Origin of the sequence: Pontibacter anaerobius (genome assembly GCF_026241195.1) — a bacterium.
Taxonomy (GTDB): Bacteria; Bacteroidota; Bacteroidia; order Cytophagales; family Hymenobacteraceae; genus Pontibacter; species Pontibacter anaerobius.
Map to the genome: position 1 here is coordinate 139,864 of NZ_JAPFQO010000006.1, position 16,690 is coordinate 156,553.

Sequence of the window (16,690 nt, forward strand, 5' to 3'; positions counted from 1 at the left end):
TCAAAATTTTCCCCAATCCTTTCTTTATGCATGGTATTGCTTTCATTTTAAATTCTCATTAAAGAATGCTGCTAGTTTATTGAAAGGAATTTTATCTAGTTGATCGTACAAATCAGTATGTACTCCACCTGGAATAATCATCAATTCTTTCGGTTCAGCAGCTTCTTTATAGGCATCTTCACTGAAGTATTTTGAGTGTGCATTTTCTCCGGCAATAATTAGCATAGGTCTTGGTGATATTTCCTTTATGTATGTCAGTAGCGGCATGTTCATGAAAGACAAGGTGTTGGTTGTTGTCCAGGCAGCATTTGAATTGATTGAACGTGGATGAAAACCTCTATCCGTTTTGTAGTAATCATAATACTCTTTCACAAATTGGGGAGATTCTTCGTTAGTCTGCCCCAAACCATTCTCGGGATAATCAGGTGTTCCGTTCTTTGCATCCTCCCAACGCTGTAAGCTCATTTCTTCCAGCATTTTGGTTCGTTGCTCCGGTGTAGTAGAGCCAAAATATCCTTCAGCATTCACTCGTGACATATCGTACATACTGGTAGTTGCCACTGCCTTCACTCGTTTATCAACAGCGGTGGCGTTTAAGGCAAAACCGCCAAATCCACAAATCCCGATGATACCTAACTTATTGCGGTCTACTTTTTCATGTAATCCAAGGAAGTCTATCGCAGCACTAAAGTCTTCTGTATTAATGTCTGGTGAAGCCACATTTCTGGGTTCACCACCACTTTCACCTGTATACGATGGGTCGAATGCCAAAGCCACAAATCCACGCTCTGCCATTTGATTGGCGTACAATCCTGATGATTGTTCTTTTACTGCTCCAAATGGTCCGCTAATAGCCAATACAGGCAAATTGTTTCCGCCATTTTTAGGTAGATACAAATCGCCCGTAAGTTCAATTCCGTAGCGGTTTTTGAAGCTTACTTTTTGCCGGGTTACATTATCACTCAACTGAAATGTATAATGTTCCTCTGTACTGTTCATTGTTTCAGACTTTTTTATTTTCGCTTCCGTTTTTGTGTTACAAGCCTGCCCTACACACATTAGGAGTGTAGCTGCAAGTATTATTGCTTTTTTCATTTTATTTCTGTTTAAAATATTGTTCATCATTAACTGTCTCCTGCCAATCTACAATTCCTTTCTCGGTATTCGGAACTATGTATAATTGCTGTAGCCCCACTTCTGGACTTGCCCCATGCCAATGCCTTACATTTGGCGGGCATTTTACCACATCACCTTTTCTAATGGTTTCAATAGGTTGCCCTTCAATCTGGTGATAACCCACTCCATCTGTGATAATTAATATTTGTCCGGCAGGATGTGAGTGCCAATTGCTTCTTGCGCCTGGTTCAAAATAAACATTGCCTACAGCGGTGGTAAAAACTGAATCAACCTCAACCAGTCCTATGTTATAGGCATTGCCTGTAAAATTAGCTTTGGGGCCTTTCTGTCCTTTTGGAAAGATGGTAACTAATTCTTCTTTATTTGTTTTCATATTTTCTTGTTCTGTTTTTGAACTGCAGCCTAACATCAAAAAAAGACCAGCTGTAAATACTGCTAATGCTAAGGTTTTTATTCTTGTTATCATCCTTCGATTGTCTTTATAATTTTAGCAGGGGTTCCACCCACGACTACATTATCGGGAACATCTTTCGAAACGACCGAACCTGCCGCAACCACCGAGTTTTCGCCAATCGTAACTCCTTGTAAAATGGTAGCATTAGCACCAATCCAGGCGTTTTTCTTAATGTGAATAGGGGTCGGAATAAGTGAATGCCTTTCTTCGGGTGAGATAGGGTGTCCTTCAGAAAGCAAACTTACATTTGGGGCTAACAGTACATTGTCTTCTATGGTAATTCCTCCTAAATCCAAGAAGACACAATTGAAATTGATGAATACATTTTTGCCGATTTTGGTGTGCTTACCGTAATTGATATACAAAGGAGTAAATATGGCTACACTCTGGTCTATGTCGGAACCAGTTATTTGACTCAGCAAATCCCTCACCTCTGCCGGGTCGGAAGAATTGTTCATATGTAACAACAATTCTTTCGTGGCATACGAAGCCTCTCTCATTTTATGAGCTTGCGGGTCGTTTGGCGGAATGGTTTCGCCATCCTTCAATCTTTCAAATATGTCCTTCACTTTTGTTTCCATGTTTTTGCACCGAAGTATAAAGTTACGTACTCTTCTAATTACATTTGTTACACTTATTTCGCTGAGAGTTTCAAATATCACCTATCTTCGAAAATAGTTAATGCTGCGGTTATGAGTAAAGAAAAGAAGTCCAATGTAATCTTACTGGAAGCTACAGGAAAGGCGGACTTTCCTGAGGATTTTATACATGAGTATCATACGCACCTCTTCTGTCATAGAGGTACTGCAGCGTTCATATTTAATAACGAGCCCTATAAATGTAAAGCAGGAGAATTTGTATTCTGGTTTGCCGACAGCAGGATCGCCGATTTATCCTTTTCTAAAAATTTTAAGGCATCGGTTTTACTGGTGGAGAAGGAATTTTTAAATGACAATATTCCCGATTTAAGCAGGAGCATTGATGCTACTTTACATTCTAACCGCTATCCTGTATTGCATTTACATGACAAAGAAGACAAGCATAGAATCATGTTGAATTTTCAACTGCTGTATGATAAATTAAAACAGACGGAACACCGGTTTTATGATGAAGTCCTGAAATTACAAATGCGGCTTTTTATTTTGGAGATGTGGCACATTTTCTCGAACGATTTTGAACATAGAAAACGCACTATGCAAACAGGTACGTTATACGCACGTTTCATTCATCTGCTTCAGGAACATTCTATGCGTGAAAGGGAAGTTCAGTTTTATGCAAATCAGCTTAATATTACAGCCAAATATTTGAATTCAATTTGCAAACAAAACTCTGGTGTTACTGCCTCTGAATGGATTCAGCGTTTTGCAAAAGAACGGTTAGAACTCCTCTTGCAAAACACTCAGTTAAATATTACTGAGATCGCTAATGAAATGGATTTTTCCAGTCGGTCTTTTTTCACCCGGTATGTAAAAAAAGTGTTGGGTGTTACTCCAAAGGAGTATCGGAACCGGTTGAAATAATACCCAAAAGTCTTATTTATCTAATACTAATTTATCAGGCTTCATCAAGTGGGCGTATTACGATTTCGTTCACATTCACCGTGGCTGGTTGACCAATAGCATATATCACCGCATCAGCAATCGCTTCTCCATCCATAGCAGGTGTGGTTTTGAAGTTGTCTTTAAAAAGTTCTTTTACTTTATTACTGGTGATAGTATTCATAAGAGGTTCGACCAGGGTAAATCTCCAGGCCCGGCAAACCCACGGATAACGCTTTTATCGAGTCCTGCAACGGTAGCTTCCGGGATGAGTGCCTGAACGTGAACTGGTTCCTTTCCCTGGAGGATGCCCAGGAGAAGGTAGAGGCTTGGCGGCAGGAGTACAATGGCTTCAGACCCCACAGTTCACTGGGTGACAAGACACCGGAAGAGTGGATGAGAGAGAATATAGTCAAACCCGAATTCTATACTTTTGACCGGTCCTAAAATTGGGAGGGGCTCAGTGGGGCTTTTGAAAAACGCCGGCACAGCATTCGCACAAATACCCACTGGGATTATAAATATTGAATTTATTACTGTCAGCCCCATTATTGCCAATGCGATGTTAGCGGTTCGGGCTTCTTTTCTCAGAACTTCATTTTTTCTTATTGATGTTCTTTTTGTAATTCTTTACCATTTTCCCGAATTCCTTGTCTTTTTTCCGTCTTTCAACAACCGAAGATTCAAAATGGGCTTTCTCTCTTTCTAGTTTCAGGTAATTCTCATAAGAAGCCTGGTCGATTTCTCCCTTTGCAACGGCTTCGATAACAGCACAGCCTGTCTCATTCGTGTGCGTACAATCTTTGAACTTACAATTCTGAGCAAGCCTGATTATCTTTTCAAATGTAATTTCTAATCCGCTTGATGAATCGGCAATACCTACTTCTCTCATTCCTGGATTATCAATTAATATTCCGCCATTTTCAAGAACAATTAATTCTCTATGACTTGTAATATGTTTTCCTTTATTCGTGCTCTGGCTGATTGTGCCTGTTCGCATTATAGATCTGCCTGAAAGATTATTTAATAGAGAGGATTTTCCAACACCAGAAGAACCAAGCATGCAATAAGTTTTACCTTTTTCAATGATCGCTTTTAGATTGTCATACCCTTCTTGTGATGCATTACTTATGGCAATAATCGGCACATTATTAATACGGCCTTTTATTTTATCCAATATCTCCAAAGTCAGATGTTCATCAATTAAATCAATCTTAGTGAGAACTATAATGGGACTAACCTTTGAAGAATTACAAATGGTCAGGTATCTCTCAAGTCTGTTAATATTGAAATCCCTGTCAGCGGCCTGCACTAATAATGCATAATCAATATTTGTTGCTATTATTTGTATCTCTCCGAACTTACCAATGTCCTGCCTGGAAATAATGGAGAATCTCGGAAATATGCTGTGAATAATGGAAAAGTCTGAATCATGAATTGTTATGGCTACCCAATCACCAACGGCTGGAAAGTCTTCACGACTTTTTGATGTAAATCGTAAATTACCTGTTATCTCGGCTTCGAATTCTCCTTTCTCAGTTTTTACTATATATCTTTCTTTATGCTCTGATATTACTCTTCCAATCTCAAACTCTTTAAGGTTATTCTCATTCCTTAATTTTTCTAGTTTATCATTATATCCTAAATCTTCTAATGTCATTTCAAGATAGAATAGATTAGCTTACTCAATATATACGGTCTTTTTTAGCCTGACCGCCAACGTGCTCGTGTATACCGGTTAGTACATAAAGCGAGTAAGGCGTAGCCGAAGCTTGTTTTATGTATGGCGTTAGCTATTGTTTTTCTTTTCAAGCTTCACCGTTTGCAAAAGGCCCTTTAACTTGCTTCTTAGAAAAGTTAATGAAAGCACGCCAATAACAGTCCCCTCCATCGTTTACCAAAATTAATTGGTTTTGCCAGTCTCGCCTGTAAAACCTAAGCTTCCCATTCGAATCTTCCATAGGGTAATCTCCTATCTCGCAGAGTCCATTGATGAAAACAAAGGAATCCCCGTTACTGTCGACGTAGAAAATCATCTGCTTATAAGAGCTATCAAGACTGTCTGCCTTTAGGTGCCTTGAGAACTTATTTTCATTGGCTGAAATCGAACTCTTTGTAAGTGAAAGGATTTGGTCAATTTGTTCTTTAGTCGGAGTCCATAGAGTGGTGTCTCCTTCAGAAATAAAGTTTGCCTGCTTCTTATCTTTTATAATTGAATAACGAAGCTGCTCCCTTTGCAAGGAGTCTGCTTCAAACTTCGTTGTGGCTTTATTCTCGCTTGAGCTGAGCTTTTCATCACAACTTGCAAGAACTAATACAGCTAAGATAATCAGCAATGATTCTTTCACATTTCAAATAACAGCTAACTTCTATTTATACGTCACTATGACGTTTATCCGAATTATGTGCGGAGGCAGTATAACTCAATTCCTCCGACCTTCTTAAATAAGCTTAAAATAAACTACCCCTCAAACTCCCAAACTTCCAGCTCATCGGGGCAGGCTTGCAACAGCTGGTTTATACTTGTGTGCAGCACCGGGTGCTCCAACTCTGGAGCCAGCTCTGCCAATGGCAGCAGCGTAAACCGGCGAAGGTGCAGCTGCGGGTGAGGGATGATCAGGCGTTGCGTTTGCTGCACCAGGTCGTCGTAAAAAAGTATGTCGATGTCGATGACGCGGGCGCCCCAGTGCTCATGCCGCACCCGACCAAGCTCCTGCTCAATCTGGTTTATACTTTGCAGCACCTGTTCCGGCGGTAGTTCCGTTTGCACCTCCAGCACCTGGTTGAGGAAGTTTGGCTGCTCGGTTTTGCCCCAGGCGGCTGTCTCGTATACTTTGGAACTGTGCGTGAGGGTGCCTACCTGCTGGTTTATACTTTCGCGGGCCTGCTGCAGGTATAGTGTGCGGTCGCCGAGGTTGCCGCCCAGTAGCAAGTACACTTTAGGCATGGCGGCGGAAGAATTCTATACTTAGGTCGGCGGCTGAGCGGGCAGCGTCCGGCAGTTCTGTTTCTTCGTAAGGGTGCTGCCCCCCAAAGGAGTGGTCGGCCTCAGGCAGCAGGTGCAGTTCGGCATCGGGCTTCCAGCTTTGCAGGTCGCGGGCCATCTGGGTAGGCAGCGTTTCGTCCTGCTCGCCGTGCAGCAGGAGCAGGGGCTGCTTCATGCGCTTTACCACGGTGGGTATATCCAGGCGGTACTTGTTCGCTACAAAATCCTCCACAATCTGGTAGTACAGCGGCATCTGTATACCTGTACGGGCATTCTGCACATACTGCACGCCCTCTTCCTTCCACTTATCCATGTGCAGCTCGTCCCAGCGGTTGTCGTAGCGGTTTACGCCGGCCCAACTGGCCACGGCCTTTACGCGCGGTTCCTCGGCTGCCTTCAGTATCACAGCGCCTCCGCCACGGCTATGGCCAATCAGGTAAATGCGGTTCAGTTCCAGCTCGTTTGCCGCTACAGGTGGGTTCTCCGAGTGCAGCAGATTGATCAGGGCCTGCATGTCGTCGAGCTCCAGGCTGAAGTTGTTTTGCCCGAACGCCTCCATGTCGTGCATGTCCTGGTAATTGTCTACGGTGGTGCCGTTGTAGGCGAAGTTAAACTTGATGAACACAAAGCCCTGTTTGGCAAAGTAGGTGGCCAGCAGGTTAAAGTGCCCCCAGTCTTTAAAGCCCTTAAAGCCATGGGCAAAGATCACGATTGGCTTCGGGGTGCTGTCAGGCCAGTAGGTAACATCGGCGGTGAAGGGGCGGCCGTGCTCAGGGTATACTACAAAATCAACTTTCATACTTTGGGATGCTTAATTGTTGCTTGTTAAACTGCTGTGGTGGCTGATGGGCTATACTGGATAATCCTTGCTCCGGATGTTTCTGTTCTAACATTCTTTTTAAGAGATATGGATTTGATCCTTCAGCTTCGAAAAAGAGCACGCGCTCTGGGTAGTGCTGTGCTTTAGCCCATCAAACAATTTAACCTTTCAGCAATTTAACAATTAAATGCTGTTTTGCCAGCCCGCGTTTGGAAAGCACTTCCGGAGGCCGTAATATTGCGCACCTAACACATGAGCATAAGTCTAAACGAAATACAGGCGCCCATCGCGTCGGAGATGCAGCAGTTCGAGAAGAAGTTCAGGTCTTCCATGAAGACCCGCGTTTTACTTCTGGACCGGATTATGAGCTACATCGTGAAGCGCAAGGGGAAGCAGATGCGGCCTATGTTCGTGTTTTTCACAGCCAAACTTTTTAACGAAAGTATAACCGAGGCCACTTACCGCGGTGCCGCCCTCATTGAGCTACTGCACACGGCCACGCTGGTGCATGACGACGTGGTGGACGATGCCAACTACCGCCGCGGTTTCTTCTCCGTAAACGCCCTCTGGAAAAACAAAATTGCCGTGTTGGTAGGCGACTACCTGCTCTCCAAAGGCCTGCTGCTCTCGTTGCAGAACGACGACTACGACCTGCTCAAGATCGTGTCGAATGCCGTGAAGGAGATGAGCGAGGGGGAGCTGCTGCAGATCGAGAAAGCCCGCCGCCTCGACATTAACGAGGAAGTATACTTCGACATCATCCGCCAGAAAACCGCCTCTCTAATTGCCTCCTGCTGTGCCGTTGGCGCTGCCTCTGCCGGTGCCTGCAAAGAAGAAGTAGAGAAAGCCCGCCTGTTCGGCGAGAAAGTGGGCATCGCCTTCCAGATAAAGGACGACCTTTTCGACTACGGCACCGCCGAGATCGGCAAGCCTGTGGGCATCGATATCAAGGAGAAGAAGATGACGCTGCCGCTGATCCACGCCCTGCGCGAGGCCGACTGGCTGACCAAGCGCCGCGTGATCTACAACGTGAAAAACAATAACGGTGACAACAAGCGCGTGCAGCAGGTGATCGACTTCGTGAAAAACTCCGGAGGCATCGACTATACTATCCAGCAGATGAGCCAGTACCACGCCGAGGCGCTGGCCATACTACATACCTTCCCCGACACCCCATCCCGCCGCTCGCTGGAGCAGCTCATTGCTTATACTATTGAGCGAGAGAAGTAGACTTACTAATGAAATTGGTTTATAGTTATAGTGTACTTTCCTTAATCGTTCTAGCTATAGCTTTATTATATAGTAAAGCTTATTTCCATTTTCAGTTACGTCGGAAGCTTGATTCCGAATTAGCAGATGCCAAGTTTCTGCACCTATTCTTTAATCCATTGCTTTTCTTTGGTAACCCAACCTTATTTTTCCCTATCTATATCAAGTTCAAAGACTTCAACGATGTAGAAGTTAACATATTACAGGACAAGGTAATGCTTTATGTAAAGCTCTTTTGGATGGTCTTTGGGGGTGTAATAGTGCTAAGCTTTATATTGGCTATTTTTGGCGTAACTGAGTTAACATTTTGATGACTTTTGCGCTGGTGGTTTAGAGTACATATAGGTTTAAGGCAAAGTATAAAGAAAGTAAAAGAATAAACCCTGTCAATCCTTAAATCCTGAAAATCCTGATTCTGACAGCTCGACCATATACTTTTGTAACTCTCAGCCATAATTTTGTAACAGGTAGTATAGGTACAGTAGGTAGCTTTATGCGAGTAAAATAACCTATGAAAAAATGAGCCTGAACACCAATGCCTGGAACCGACTTCGGTATACTTTGTACCTGCCCATCTATGATTTTGTAGCAGACCGCATTTTCCGGAAGTATAGGAAGCGCTCGGTGCAGCTGCTGGGGGCAAAACCTGATGATGCCATACTTATACTTGGAGCCGGAACCGGCCTCGACCTGCCGTACCTGCATGGCTACACCAACCTCACCGCCATCGATATCACGCCCGGTATGATAACCAAGCTGAAGCAACGGGCGGAGGAGCTGCAAATACCTGTAAACGCGCAGGTGATGAACGGGCAACAGCTGGAGTTTGCCGACGGTAGTTTCGATGCCGTGATAGCGCACCTCATACTTGCCGTGATTCCGGACCCGATAGCCAGCATCAAAGAAGTGGAGCGGGTGCTGAAGCCGGGCGGCACCGTGATGGTGTTTGATAAGTTCTTGCCGGACGGGCAGACGCCTTCGCCGCTACGCCGCCTGCTCAACCAGTTTGCCAGCACCCTCTTTTCCGACATCAATAGAAGTATAGGCAACATCATCCATCCGACTTCGCTGCAGCAGGAGCTGAACGAGCCGGCTGCTTTGGGGGGGACTTTCAGGTTGGTAAGGTTGAGGAAACCGGCGTAACCCCTCCCCAGCCCTCCCCTAAAAACAGGGGAGGGAGCCTTGGATTGAGGTATATTGTAAGGCGCGAGTTACAAATTCGCGCCAGCAAAAGAGAACAATTCCAAGTATAAAAAAATAACCCCCTCCTGTTTTTAGGAGGGGGTAGGGGGAGGTTTCATCCAGCAATCAACAATTACTTCTCTGCCAGCAGCTCCTCCATGGTCTTGTTGAAGTCGGCTACAAATTCCTCGTAATACTTGCCGGTTCCAGGGCCGGAGAAGCCGGTGTGGATCTTGCGTACCTTTCCGTCGCGGCCGATAAAGATGGTGGTCGGGAAGGAAAGGACATGGTTCAGGGCTGGCAATGCCTTGGCAGCTGCTTCTTTATCAGAAGTACCGGCTACCAGCAGGTCGTAGTTCACGTTCAGGCGCTCCTGCATTTTCTTCAGGCGTGGGGCGGCTTTCTCAAACTCCGGGCTGCGCTCAAAACCTAGGCCGATGATCTCAAGGCCCCGATCTTTGTTCTTATCGTAGTAGGGCGCCAGAAAGTTTGTCTCGTCCATACAATTAGGGCACCAGGAGCCCAGCAACTGCACGATCACCACCTTGCCTTTATACTTGTCATCCGACAGCGATACCTGCTCGCCCTCCAGGTTCGGAAAGGTGAAAGACAGCGTTTCGTAACCCGGTTTCAGAAATGTTAACGAGTTCGCGTCTGCCAGTTTAGCGTCTGGGTTGCGCTTGGCGGTCCAGCTTTCGTAGCCCTTCATGCCAGCGTAAAAATGGCCGGTCAGGGTGCTGTCGTTATCTGGTGTGGCCGTGAACAGGTAAGCGTGGTTGCCATCAAAAGTCGAAAGCTTGAGTTCGTTGCCTGCTACTTGCCCCTCCAGGTAGCGGTAGTCGCCCAAGTCCATGAGAAATGTGCCGGTGGCGTAGTTGCCGTCCTGCTTAAACTCACCAATGGCTTTGTAAGGTTTACCGTCGCGCGGGGTAAACATAACTTCCCATCTGCCGCCAAAATCAAAGGTGGCAGGGGCGGGGCTGGCTTCAAACCGGTTCTCTTTGCCATGTTCTGCAGTAAAAGGCACGGAGTAGGGTTCCGGTGTGTCGTTCTTCACGAAGCGGCCGGCCATCTTATCTCCGTCAATTTTGGCAATCAGGTCGGCGTCGAAAATGTGCAGGCCGATCTTAATAGAGTCGCCCTCCTGCTGTATGTCGTCTACAAGTATGCGCTCTTCACCGTTTACCAGGTGCAGTACGGTTTTGCCGTTCTTCTCCTCGGCCTCCATGATGAAGGTGATCTCTTTGCCCTCGGCGTGCTGCAGGGCTACGCGCCAGTTGCCGGGTTTAATGGTGTTGTCTGTGGATGTCATAGAAGTACAGGATGTTACCAGCAGTGCTAAGAACAAAAAGAGGCTGGTATAGGTATTACTAAAGTGATGTTTCATGTAATAAGCATTATGTAGTAAGGAGATACAAAAGTATGGATAAGTCTGTAAAATCCACAGATTCAAAATTCTGCATGCCTATAAATGTAGCAACCTATATTCATGGATTCTTATGTTTTTAGAGATATATAGTTTTCGTACATTTGTGAACTTCATAAAATAGAGTATAAAACACTAACAATAGCAAAACTATGGCATTTGATTTAGAAATGATCAAGGCGGTATATGCCGGCATGGAAGAGCGTGTGTCTGCTGCCCGTACTAAAGTTGGCAGACCGCTTACCCTGACAGAGAAGATCCTGTACTCACACCTATATGATGGTCCTGCCACAGGAGCACATGAGCGTGGCCAGTCTTACGTAGACTTCGCACCGGACAGGGTAGCCATGCAGGATGCCACGGCACAGATGGCCTTGCTTCAGTTCATGCAGGCTGGTAAGCCAACTGTGGCAGTGCCTTCTACAGTACACTGCGACCACCTGATTCAGGCCCGCGTGGGTGCCGATTCTGACTTGCAGGATGCATACAATGAGAACAAAGAAGTTTACGATTTCCTGGCTTCGGTGTCTAACAAGTATGGCATCGGATTCTGGAAGCCAGGTGCAGGTATCATTCACCAGGTAGTGCTGGAGAACTATGCTTTCCCGGGTGGTATGATGATCGGTACTGACTCGCACACACCAAACGCTGGTGGTCTGGGTATGGTAGCGATTGGTGTTGGCGGTGCTGATGCCGTGGACGTAATGGCCGGTATGCCTTGGGAGCTGAAATTCCCGAAAGTGATCGGTGTGAAGCTGACCGGTAAAATGAGCGGCTGGACCTCTCCAAAAGACGTTATCCTGAAAGTAGCTGGTATCCTGACCGTGAAAGGTGGTACAGGCGCAATCGTGGAGTACTTCGGTGAAGGTGCTGAGTCTATGTCTTGTACTGGTAAAGGTACTATCTGTAACATGGGTGCTGAGATCGGTGCAACTACTTCGGTATTTGCCTATGACAACAGTATGCGCGCATACCTGAATTCTACAGGCCGCGAGGAAGTAGTGCAGATGGCTGACGAAGTAGCGCAGCATCTGCGTGCCGACGACGAAGTATACGCCGACCCGGCTGCCTTCTACGATCAGCTGATCGAGATCGACCTGAGCACACTGGAGCCGCACGTAAACGGCCCATTCACGCCGGACGCTGCGTGGCCAATTTCTCAGTTTGCCGCTGTGGTAAAAGAGCATGGCTGGCCAGCTAAACTAGAGGTAGGTCTGATCGGTTCTTGTACCAACTCTTCTTACGAAGACATCACACGCGCTGCCTCTATCGCGAAGCAAGCCGTTGATAAAAACCTGACAGCCCAGGCTGAGTTCACCATCACTCCGGGTTCCGAAATGGTGCGTTACACAACTGCCCGCGACGGTTTGTTGGACACCTTTGCAGAGATGGGTGGTGTGGTTCTGGCAAACGCCTGCGGTCCGTGCATCGGCCAGTGGGCGCGTCATACTGATGACCCAACTCGTAAGAACTCTATCATCACGTCGTTCAACCGTAACTTTGCCAAGCGTAACGACGGTAACCCGAACACACACGCGTTCGTGGCTTCGCCAGAGATCGTGACTGCCTTCGCTATTGCCGGCGACCTAACCTTTAACCCGCTTACTGACACCCTGACCACGAACGATGGCCAGCAGGTGAAACTGGATGAGCCGGTAGGTATTGAATTGCCAACGCAGGGCTTCGCAGTGGAAGACGCAGGTTATGTGGCTCCAGCTGAGGATGGCAGCACGGTAGAAGTTGTAGTTGCTCCTACATCAGACCGTCTGCAACTGCTGGAAGGCTTTAAGCCATGGGAAGGCACAGACCTGAAAGGCCTGAAACTCCTGATCAAAGCACAAGGCAAGTGTACAACTGACCACATCTCTATGGCTGGCCCGTGGTTGAAGTACCGTGGCCACCTCGACAACATCTCTAACAACATGTTGATCGGTGCCATCAACGCCTTCAACGGTGAGGCTAACAGCGTGTACAACGACATGACCCGTGGGTATGACACTGTGCCTGCCACAGCCCGTACGTACAAAGGTGCCGGTATCGGTACTGTAGTGGTTGGTGACGAGAACTATGGTGAGGGCTCATCCCGTGAGCACGCTGCCATGGAGCCACGTCACCTGGGCGTTCGTGCCGTTATCGTGAAGTCTTTCGCGCGTATCCACGAAACTAACCTGAAGAAGCAGGGTATGCTTGGTCTTACGTTCGCCAACAAAGCGGATTACGACCTGATCGAGGAGACGGATACGATCGACATCCTGGGTCTGGAGAACTTTACGCCGGGCCAGCCGCTGAAAGTGGTACTGCACCACAAAGATGGCTCTCAGGACAGCTTCATGGTAAACCATACTTATAACGAAGGTCAGATTGCCTGGTTTAAAGCCGGTTCTGCCCTCAACCTGATTCGTCAGCAGCAACAGAAACAAAACGCTAACGCATAATTTGCTAAGCTGTAAAGTATAAACAGAAAGGCCCCGCCATTTGGTGGGGCCTTTTCTTTTGTATAGTTCTCAACTTCTACGATGTTTATACTTTAGGTTTGCGCTCTTACATGGAAATCATGCTCTTAAATAAAGGGATACGTTCAAATCAAGCGATCCTATTCTTTACAGTGAGCTAATTGGCAGGTTATATGTCTGTCTTCACTAAAATACGCTCCACGTAGGTCTGGCCCTGGTAGGTAATATGGGCAATGTATACGCCTGCTCGTAAGTGGCTCAGGTCATACTGTACCTGCGTGCCGGAGGAGGGGAGAGGTGCGGCAGACACGGTTTTTCCTGTCATGTCAGTTAGCCTGAGTTCAGGGATGGAAGCCTGAAGTTGTGTTAGTGGCTGGGTCAGGTTTAGGTTGATTTTCCCGGCAACTGGGTTAGGGTAAAGGGTAGGAGCCGAATCATACACATCGAGCACCTGCTGGTAAGAGCTGCGTGTGCAGTCGAGTGTGTTTGTAGCGGTTAGGGTAACGGTGTAACTGCCAGGCTTCCTGTACGTGTGTACCGGGTTTTGCTCTGTGGATTGGCTGCCATCACCAAAGTCCCAGTGCCAGGTGGTAACATGTGCGCTCTTATCCTGGAACATGACTGCTTTGTTTACCTGCACATAGTCAACACCTTTCTTAAACTCAGCTTCGGCCTTTTCCAGTACTTGTACTTCCATCGGCACAAGCTTACTCAGGTACATGGAGTCTGCGTTGGCCACATAGATCATGCTGTTTTCTTCCGCAGAACTGATTGTATAGGTGGGCCCGGAAGCTAATAGGTTGGCGGCGTTGGGGTCCGTATAATAGTTAAAGTAGCTGCCGCCTTCCGGGGCTATCATCACGGATTCGGAGAGGCAGGCCTGGAAAGCCATAGGTTCAGGTGCCGGACCCGATTTTATACTTTTATACTTCTGCTGGGCCGCCCGGGCATGCTGCTGCAGCGCCTCCAGGTTATCTCCGGCCAGCACGGCAAAAGCAATGGTCTTCGTTTGGCCAGGTGCCAGGTCCAGCGCGGTGGCGCCTAGCACATGCGATATGCTGTTGCCATACTTACCACCTGCGCGGCGTCGGCTAATCCCCTTTGATATCACTTTATACTTCTCGGCATTCGTAAAACCGTCATCCACTGAAACGGTAGAGTCGTTGCCGCCAATGTTGTCGATGGCGTGGTAGATCGGGTAGTTTTCCGGCGTTAGCAGTTTTATACCGGCATAAGGCAACGGCGAATGGGCATGGTAGGCATACCCCATCTGCAGTTCGTTATCCCAGGCGGCTTTGTTCGCGGTATAGTTGCCAATATCCCAGTCGGAGAAAAGGCCGGCGTGCAGGTAAGGTATGGCTTCAGAGGATTTGTTAGTGAGTTGATACTCCAGAATCACATAATCCTGGTCGGGGGCACTGCTCCAGGCATAGCCTATGGTTTTAACCTCTATATCCGGGTGCCCGTTCACGTTTGTCTGCATCAGCCCGCGCAGTTCCTGGTTTGCCAGTTTGGTGTTGAAGTACGGCTTTGTAAGCATGAGGGGTTTAAAGCCACGGTTGTTCTGCCAGGAGGCATTGTGCAGGTTGTCGGCTACCTTTCCGCTATCGGCAGAAAGTATAAGGCCACCCTCAAACAGCAGCGAAGCCCCGTTTTTATACTTCACACCTACTCCCTGGCTCAAATTAAGGCCATTGTAGCCAATGTTGCCCTCGCTGTTCAGTGTCAGGTGCAGGTTGTTGGCGGTAAGGGTGGCAAAGTTGTGGTTGATGATAAGCTCGAAATGCTGAAAGCTGCTGTACTCCCCATCGGTATACCCCAGGCGGAAATATACTTTGTGGTTGGCAGGGGAGTTGTTTGCTATTTTTATAATGAAAGGCTGAGTGCCTGTGGGGGTTGTGGCCATAGTGCCTAAACTTCCAATGTTTGCAATGCCCTGTGTTACAGTAACGTATGGAGAGAGTGACGTCAGTGTAACCTGCAGGCCGCCAATAGGGTGGAGGAAGTTGATGAAACTAGCATCAATCGTGACGGTACTCCCGGCCGTGAGTGACTGGTTGGGCGAAGGGGCAAAGGTAAGGCAGCGCACCGACTTTAGCCCATCGGCATTCAGGGCTTTTTTCAGGTTAAAGCGGCCAGAGCCCAGCATTTCCAGGTAAGGCTGGTTGCCTTCTAAAGTATAAATATCATCCGTGCCAGCTCTTAAGCGCTCGGCCACCTGCCTGGCGTTTAGCTCCGGAAAACGGGAGCGCACCAGTGCAGCGCCACCGGCTACCGTAGGAGCCGCAAAAGAGGTTCCTCCTACGTTTCCGTACTTATCATCGCCATTTATGGAGGTGGTGTAAATGTTTATACTTGGGGAGATTAGGTCAATCTTATAGCTGTAGGTGTGGTCTTTATACTTTACATCCTTGTTGTTGGCCCCGCCCACAGACACCACATTGTCATAAGATGCTGGGTAAATATCCAGAAAAGCGTTGGTGTTACCGCCCGAGGCCACGATCAAAACATCTTTCTCAAGTGCCGCATAGTTAATGATATCCTGCTCAAACTTAGAAAAACCGGTGCCTCCCCACGACAGGTTTATAACCTTGCAGCCTTTATTTGCCGCGTACACGATTGCCTCATAGCCACCGAAGGGGCCATTGGTATAAGAGGAGAAAACCTTAATGGGCAGGAACAGGGCATTATAGCCTGTGCCGGCAACACCGATACCGTTGTTAGTGGCACCTGCGGCCACGCCGGCTACGGCAGTTCCATGGCCCTTCCAGGCAGTATTGTCGGTTACGTCGTTATCCCCGTCAGCAAAATCCCAGCCGCGGTAGTTGTCTACCAAGCCATCCCCATCGTTGTCAATGCCATCAATTGGGTCGTTGTGGTTCAGCTTTACCTTGTCTTTCAGGTCCTCGTGCGTAAGGCGGAAGCCGGTGTCCAGCACGCCGATCACGGTGTTGGTGTCGCTTTGCTCCACGGACCAGCCAGCGTAGGCCCGTACCTGTTTCAGGTAGTACTGTGTGGTTTTGGTGGAGTCGGAGGCAGGGTCGTTTGGTTGGTGAAACGGTTCTCGAATGTACAGGGGCTCCACGTAGGCTACCTGGCCGGTGGCCATCAGTGCTGCCTGCACCTCCTCAAAAGTGTGGCTGGGGGCGTAGTGTAATTCAAAGATCAGGGAGAGGTCTACAGTGGGTGTGGCTTTTCTGGCCTGGGCGGGAACTGCCTGAACCGTCGCCTCCGGAAACTTGCGGGCCACTTGCTTTGCCCCGATCTGCTGCAGCGCATGGCTCATACTTGTATCGGTTGTTTTGCATAAGTGGCTAGGCTGCTGCGGCTTAAGTTTGTAGACCACCTTGTTAGGGATCGTTTTAGCACCAAAGTCCAAAGCAGGCCGTTGCCCATACGCCAAAGGCACGTATAGCAGTAAGAGT

General features: G+C 47.6%; 14 protein-coding genes and 1 pseudogene. 5 read left to right on the top strand and 10 right to left on the bottom strand.

Annotated features, from left to right (window positions below; genetic code table 11):
* Nucleotides 1–42 precede the first annotated feature (42 nt).
* The 3 genes from OO017_RS09625 to OO017_RS09635 are packed head-to-tail and all read right to left on the bottom strand — an operon-like array spanning nt 43 to nt 2,172.
* Nucleotides 43–1,095 carry an alpha/beta hydrolase gene (locus OO017_RS09625; protein WP_266052268.1) on the bottom strand — a complete coding sequence of 351 codons (1,053 nt, stop codon included), beginning with the start codon at nt 1,093–1,095 and terminating at the stop codon, nt 43–45.
* 1 nt (nt 1,096) lies between these two features.
* The gene (locus tag OO017_RS09630; RefSeq protein ID WP_266052269.1) at nt 1,097–1,603 is read right to left on the bottom strand and encodes a cupin domain-containing protein; all 507 of its coding nucleotides are present in this window, start codon (nt 1,601–1,603) and stop codon (nt 1,097–1,099) included.
* Nucleotides 1,600–2,172, bottom strand: a complete 573-nt coding sequence (locus OO017_RS09635; protein ID WP_266052270.1) for a sugar O-acetyltransferase — start codon at nt 2,170–2,172, stop codon at nt 1,600–1,602. The genes OO017_RS09630 and OO017_RS09635 overlap by 4 nt, the downstream gene beginning before the upstream one ends.
* Nucleotides 2,173–2,283: 111 nt before the next feature.
* On the opposite strand from OO017_RS09635, the gene OO017_RS09640 reads away from it, so the two are divergent.
* Nucleotides 2,284–3,111 carry an AraC family transcriptional regulator gene (locus OO017_RS09640; RefSeq protein WP_266052271.1) on the top strand — a complete coding sequence of 276 codons (828 nt, stop codon included), beginning with the start codon at nt 2,284–2,286 and terminating at the stop codon, nt 3,109–3,111.
* 34 nt (nt 3,112–3,145) lie between these two features.
* Here OO017_RS09640 and OO017_RS09645 read toward each other — a convergent pair whose 3' ends face one another.
* Nucleotides 3,146–3,313: a Rossmann-fold NAD(P)-binding domain-containing protein gene (locus tag OO017_RS09645; protein ID WP_266052272.1), complete on the bottom strand. Its 168-nt coding sequence runs from the start codon at nt 3,311–3,313 to the stop codon at nt 3,146–3,148.
* A 23-nt stretch (nt 3,314–3,336) separates the two neighbouring features.
* Here OO017_RS09645 and OO017_RS09650 point away from each other — a divergent pair.
* Nucleotides 3,337–3,576 (top strand): annotated as a pseudogene (locus OO017_RS09650) (integrase core domain-containing protein); the annotation flags it as partial.
* Nucleotides 3,577–3,724: 148 nt separating this feature from the next.
* Here the strand turns inward: OO017_RS09650 and rsgA are convergent.
* From rsgA to OO017_RS09670, 4 genes are all read right to left on the bottom strand, one after another.
* Nucleotides 3,725–4,789 (bottom strand): ribosome small subunit-dependent GTPase A, encoded by a 1,065-nt coding sequence (rsgA, locus tag OO017_RS09655; RefSeq protein ID WP_266052273.1) that lies wholly within the window; start codon nt 4,787–4,789, stop codon nt 3,725–3,727.
* A 148-nt stretch (nt 4,790–4,937) separates the two neighbouring features.
* A complete protein-coding gene (locus OO017_RS09660; RefSeq protein ID WP_266052274.1) occupies nt 4,938–5,477 on the bottom strand; it encodes a hypothetical protein in 540 nt (179 codons plus the stop codon).
* A gap of 113 nt (nt 5,478–5,590) precedes the next feature.
* Entirely contained in the window at nt 5,591–6,076 is a 486-nt protein-coding gene (gene folK, locus OO017_RS09665) for a 2-amino-4-hydroxy-6-hydroxymethyldihydropteridine diphosphokinase (protein ID WP_266052275.1), read from the bottom strand.
* Complete coding sequence (locus OO017_RS09670) at nt 6,069–6,914, bottom strand: alpha/beta hydrolase family protein (protein WP_266052276.1); 846 nt, start codon at nt 6,912–6,914, stop codon at nt 6,069–6,071. The genes folK and OO017_RS09670 overlap by 8 nt, the downstream gene beginning before the upstream one ends.
* A 273-nt stretch (nt 6,915–7,187) precedes the next feature.
* On the opposite strand from OO017_RS09670, the gene OO017_RS09675 reads away from it, so the two are divergent.
* Together OO017_RS09675 and OO017_RS09680 are read left to right on the top strand one after the other, a co-directional pair.
* On the top strand, nt 7,188–8,165 hold the full coding sequence (locus OO017_RS09675; RefSeq protein ID WP_266052277.1) for a polyprenyl synthetase family protein: 978 nt from the start codon (nt 7,188–7,190) through the stop codon (nt 8,163–8,165).
* A 558-nt stretch (nt 8,166–8,723) separates the two neighbouring features.
* Nucleotides 8,724–9,347 (top strand): class I SAM-dependent methyltransferase, encoded by a 624-nt coding sequence (locus tag OO017_RS09680; RefSeq protein WP_266052278.1) that lies wholly within the window; start codon nt 8,724–8,726, stop codon nt 9,345–9,347.
* A gap of 172 nt (nt 9,348–9,519) precedes the next feature.
* Here OO017_RS09680 and OO017_RS09685 read toward each other — a convergent pair whose 3' ends face one another.
* Nucleotides 9,520–10,734: a peroxiredoxin family protein gene (locus OO017_RS09685; protein ID WP_266052279.1), complete on the bottom strand. Its 1,215-nt coding sequence runs from the start codon at nt 10,732–10,734 to the stop codon at nt 9,520–9,522.
* Nucleotides 10,735–10,964: 230 nt separating this feature from the next.
* Here OO017_RS09685 and OO017_RS09690 point away from each other — a divergent pair, with 230 nt between their 5' ends.
* Nucleotides 10,965–13,247, top strand: coding sequence for an aconitate hydratase (locus OO017_RS09690; protein ID WP_266052280.1), 2,283 nt, complete (start codon nt 10,965–10,967; stop codon nt 13,245–13,247).
* Between the two features lie 187 nt (nt 13,248–13,434).
* Here the strand turns inward: OO017_RS09690 and OO017_RS09695 are convergent, their stop codons facing one another.
* On the bottom strand, nt 13,435–16,611 hold the full coding sequence (locus tag OO017_RS09695) for a S8 family serine peptidase (RefSeq protein WP_266052281.1): 3,177 nt from the start codon (nt 16,609–16,611) through the stop codon (nt 13,435–13,437).
* Nucleotides 16,612–16,690: the final 79 nt, after the last annotated feature.

Excerpts from the sequence above, each read along its gene's own strand:
- OO017_RS09645 (WP_266052272.1), bottom strand. The coding sequence starts at position 3,313 with ATGAATACTATCACCAGTAATAAAGTAAAAGAACTTTTTAAAGACAAC.
- OO017_RS09640 (WP_266052271.1), top strand. The coding sequence starts at position 2,284 with ATGAGTAAAGAAAAGAAGTCCAATGTAATCTTACTGGAAGCTACAGGA.
- OO017_RS09635 (WP_266052270.1), bottom strand. The coding sequence starts at position 2,172 with ATGGAAACAAAAGTGAAGGACATATTTGAAAGATTGAAGGATGGCGAA.
- OO017_RS09630 (WP_266052269.1), bottom strand. The coding sequence starts at position 1,603 with ATGATAACAAGAATAAAAACCTTAGCATTAGCAGTATTTACAGCTGGT.
- OO017_RS09625 (WP_266052268.1), bottom strand. The coding sequence starts at position 1,095 with ATGAAAAAAGCAATAATACTTGCAGCTACACTCCTAATGTGTGTAGGG.
- rsgA (WP_266052273.1), bottom strand. The coding sequence starts at position 4,789 with ATGACATTAGAAGATTTAGGATATAATGATAAACTAGAAAAATTAAGG.
- OO017_RS09680 (WP_266052278.1), top strand. The coding sequence starts at position 8,724 with ATGAGCCTGAACACCAATGCCTGGAACCGACTTCGGTATACTTTGTAC.
- OO017_RS09675 (WP_266052277.1), top strand. The coding sequence starts at position 7,188 with ATGAGCATAAGTCTAAACGAAATACAGGCGCCCATCGCGTCGGAGATG.
- OO017_RS09670 (WP_266052276.1), bottom strand. The coding sequence starts at position 6,914 with ATGAAAGTTGATTTTGTAGTATACCCTGAGCACGGCCGCCCCTTCACC.
- OO017_RS09690 (WP_266052280.1), top strand. The coding sequence starts at position 10,965 with ATGGCATTTGATTTAGAAATGATCAAGGCGGTATATGCCGGCATGGAA.
- folK (WP_266052275.1), bottom strand. The coding sequence starts at position 6,076 with ATGCCTAAAGTGTACTTGCTACTGGGCGGCAACCTCGGCGACCGCACA.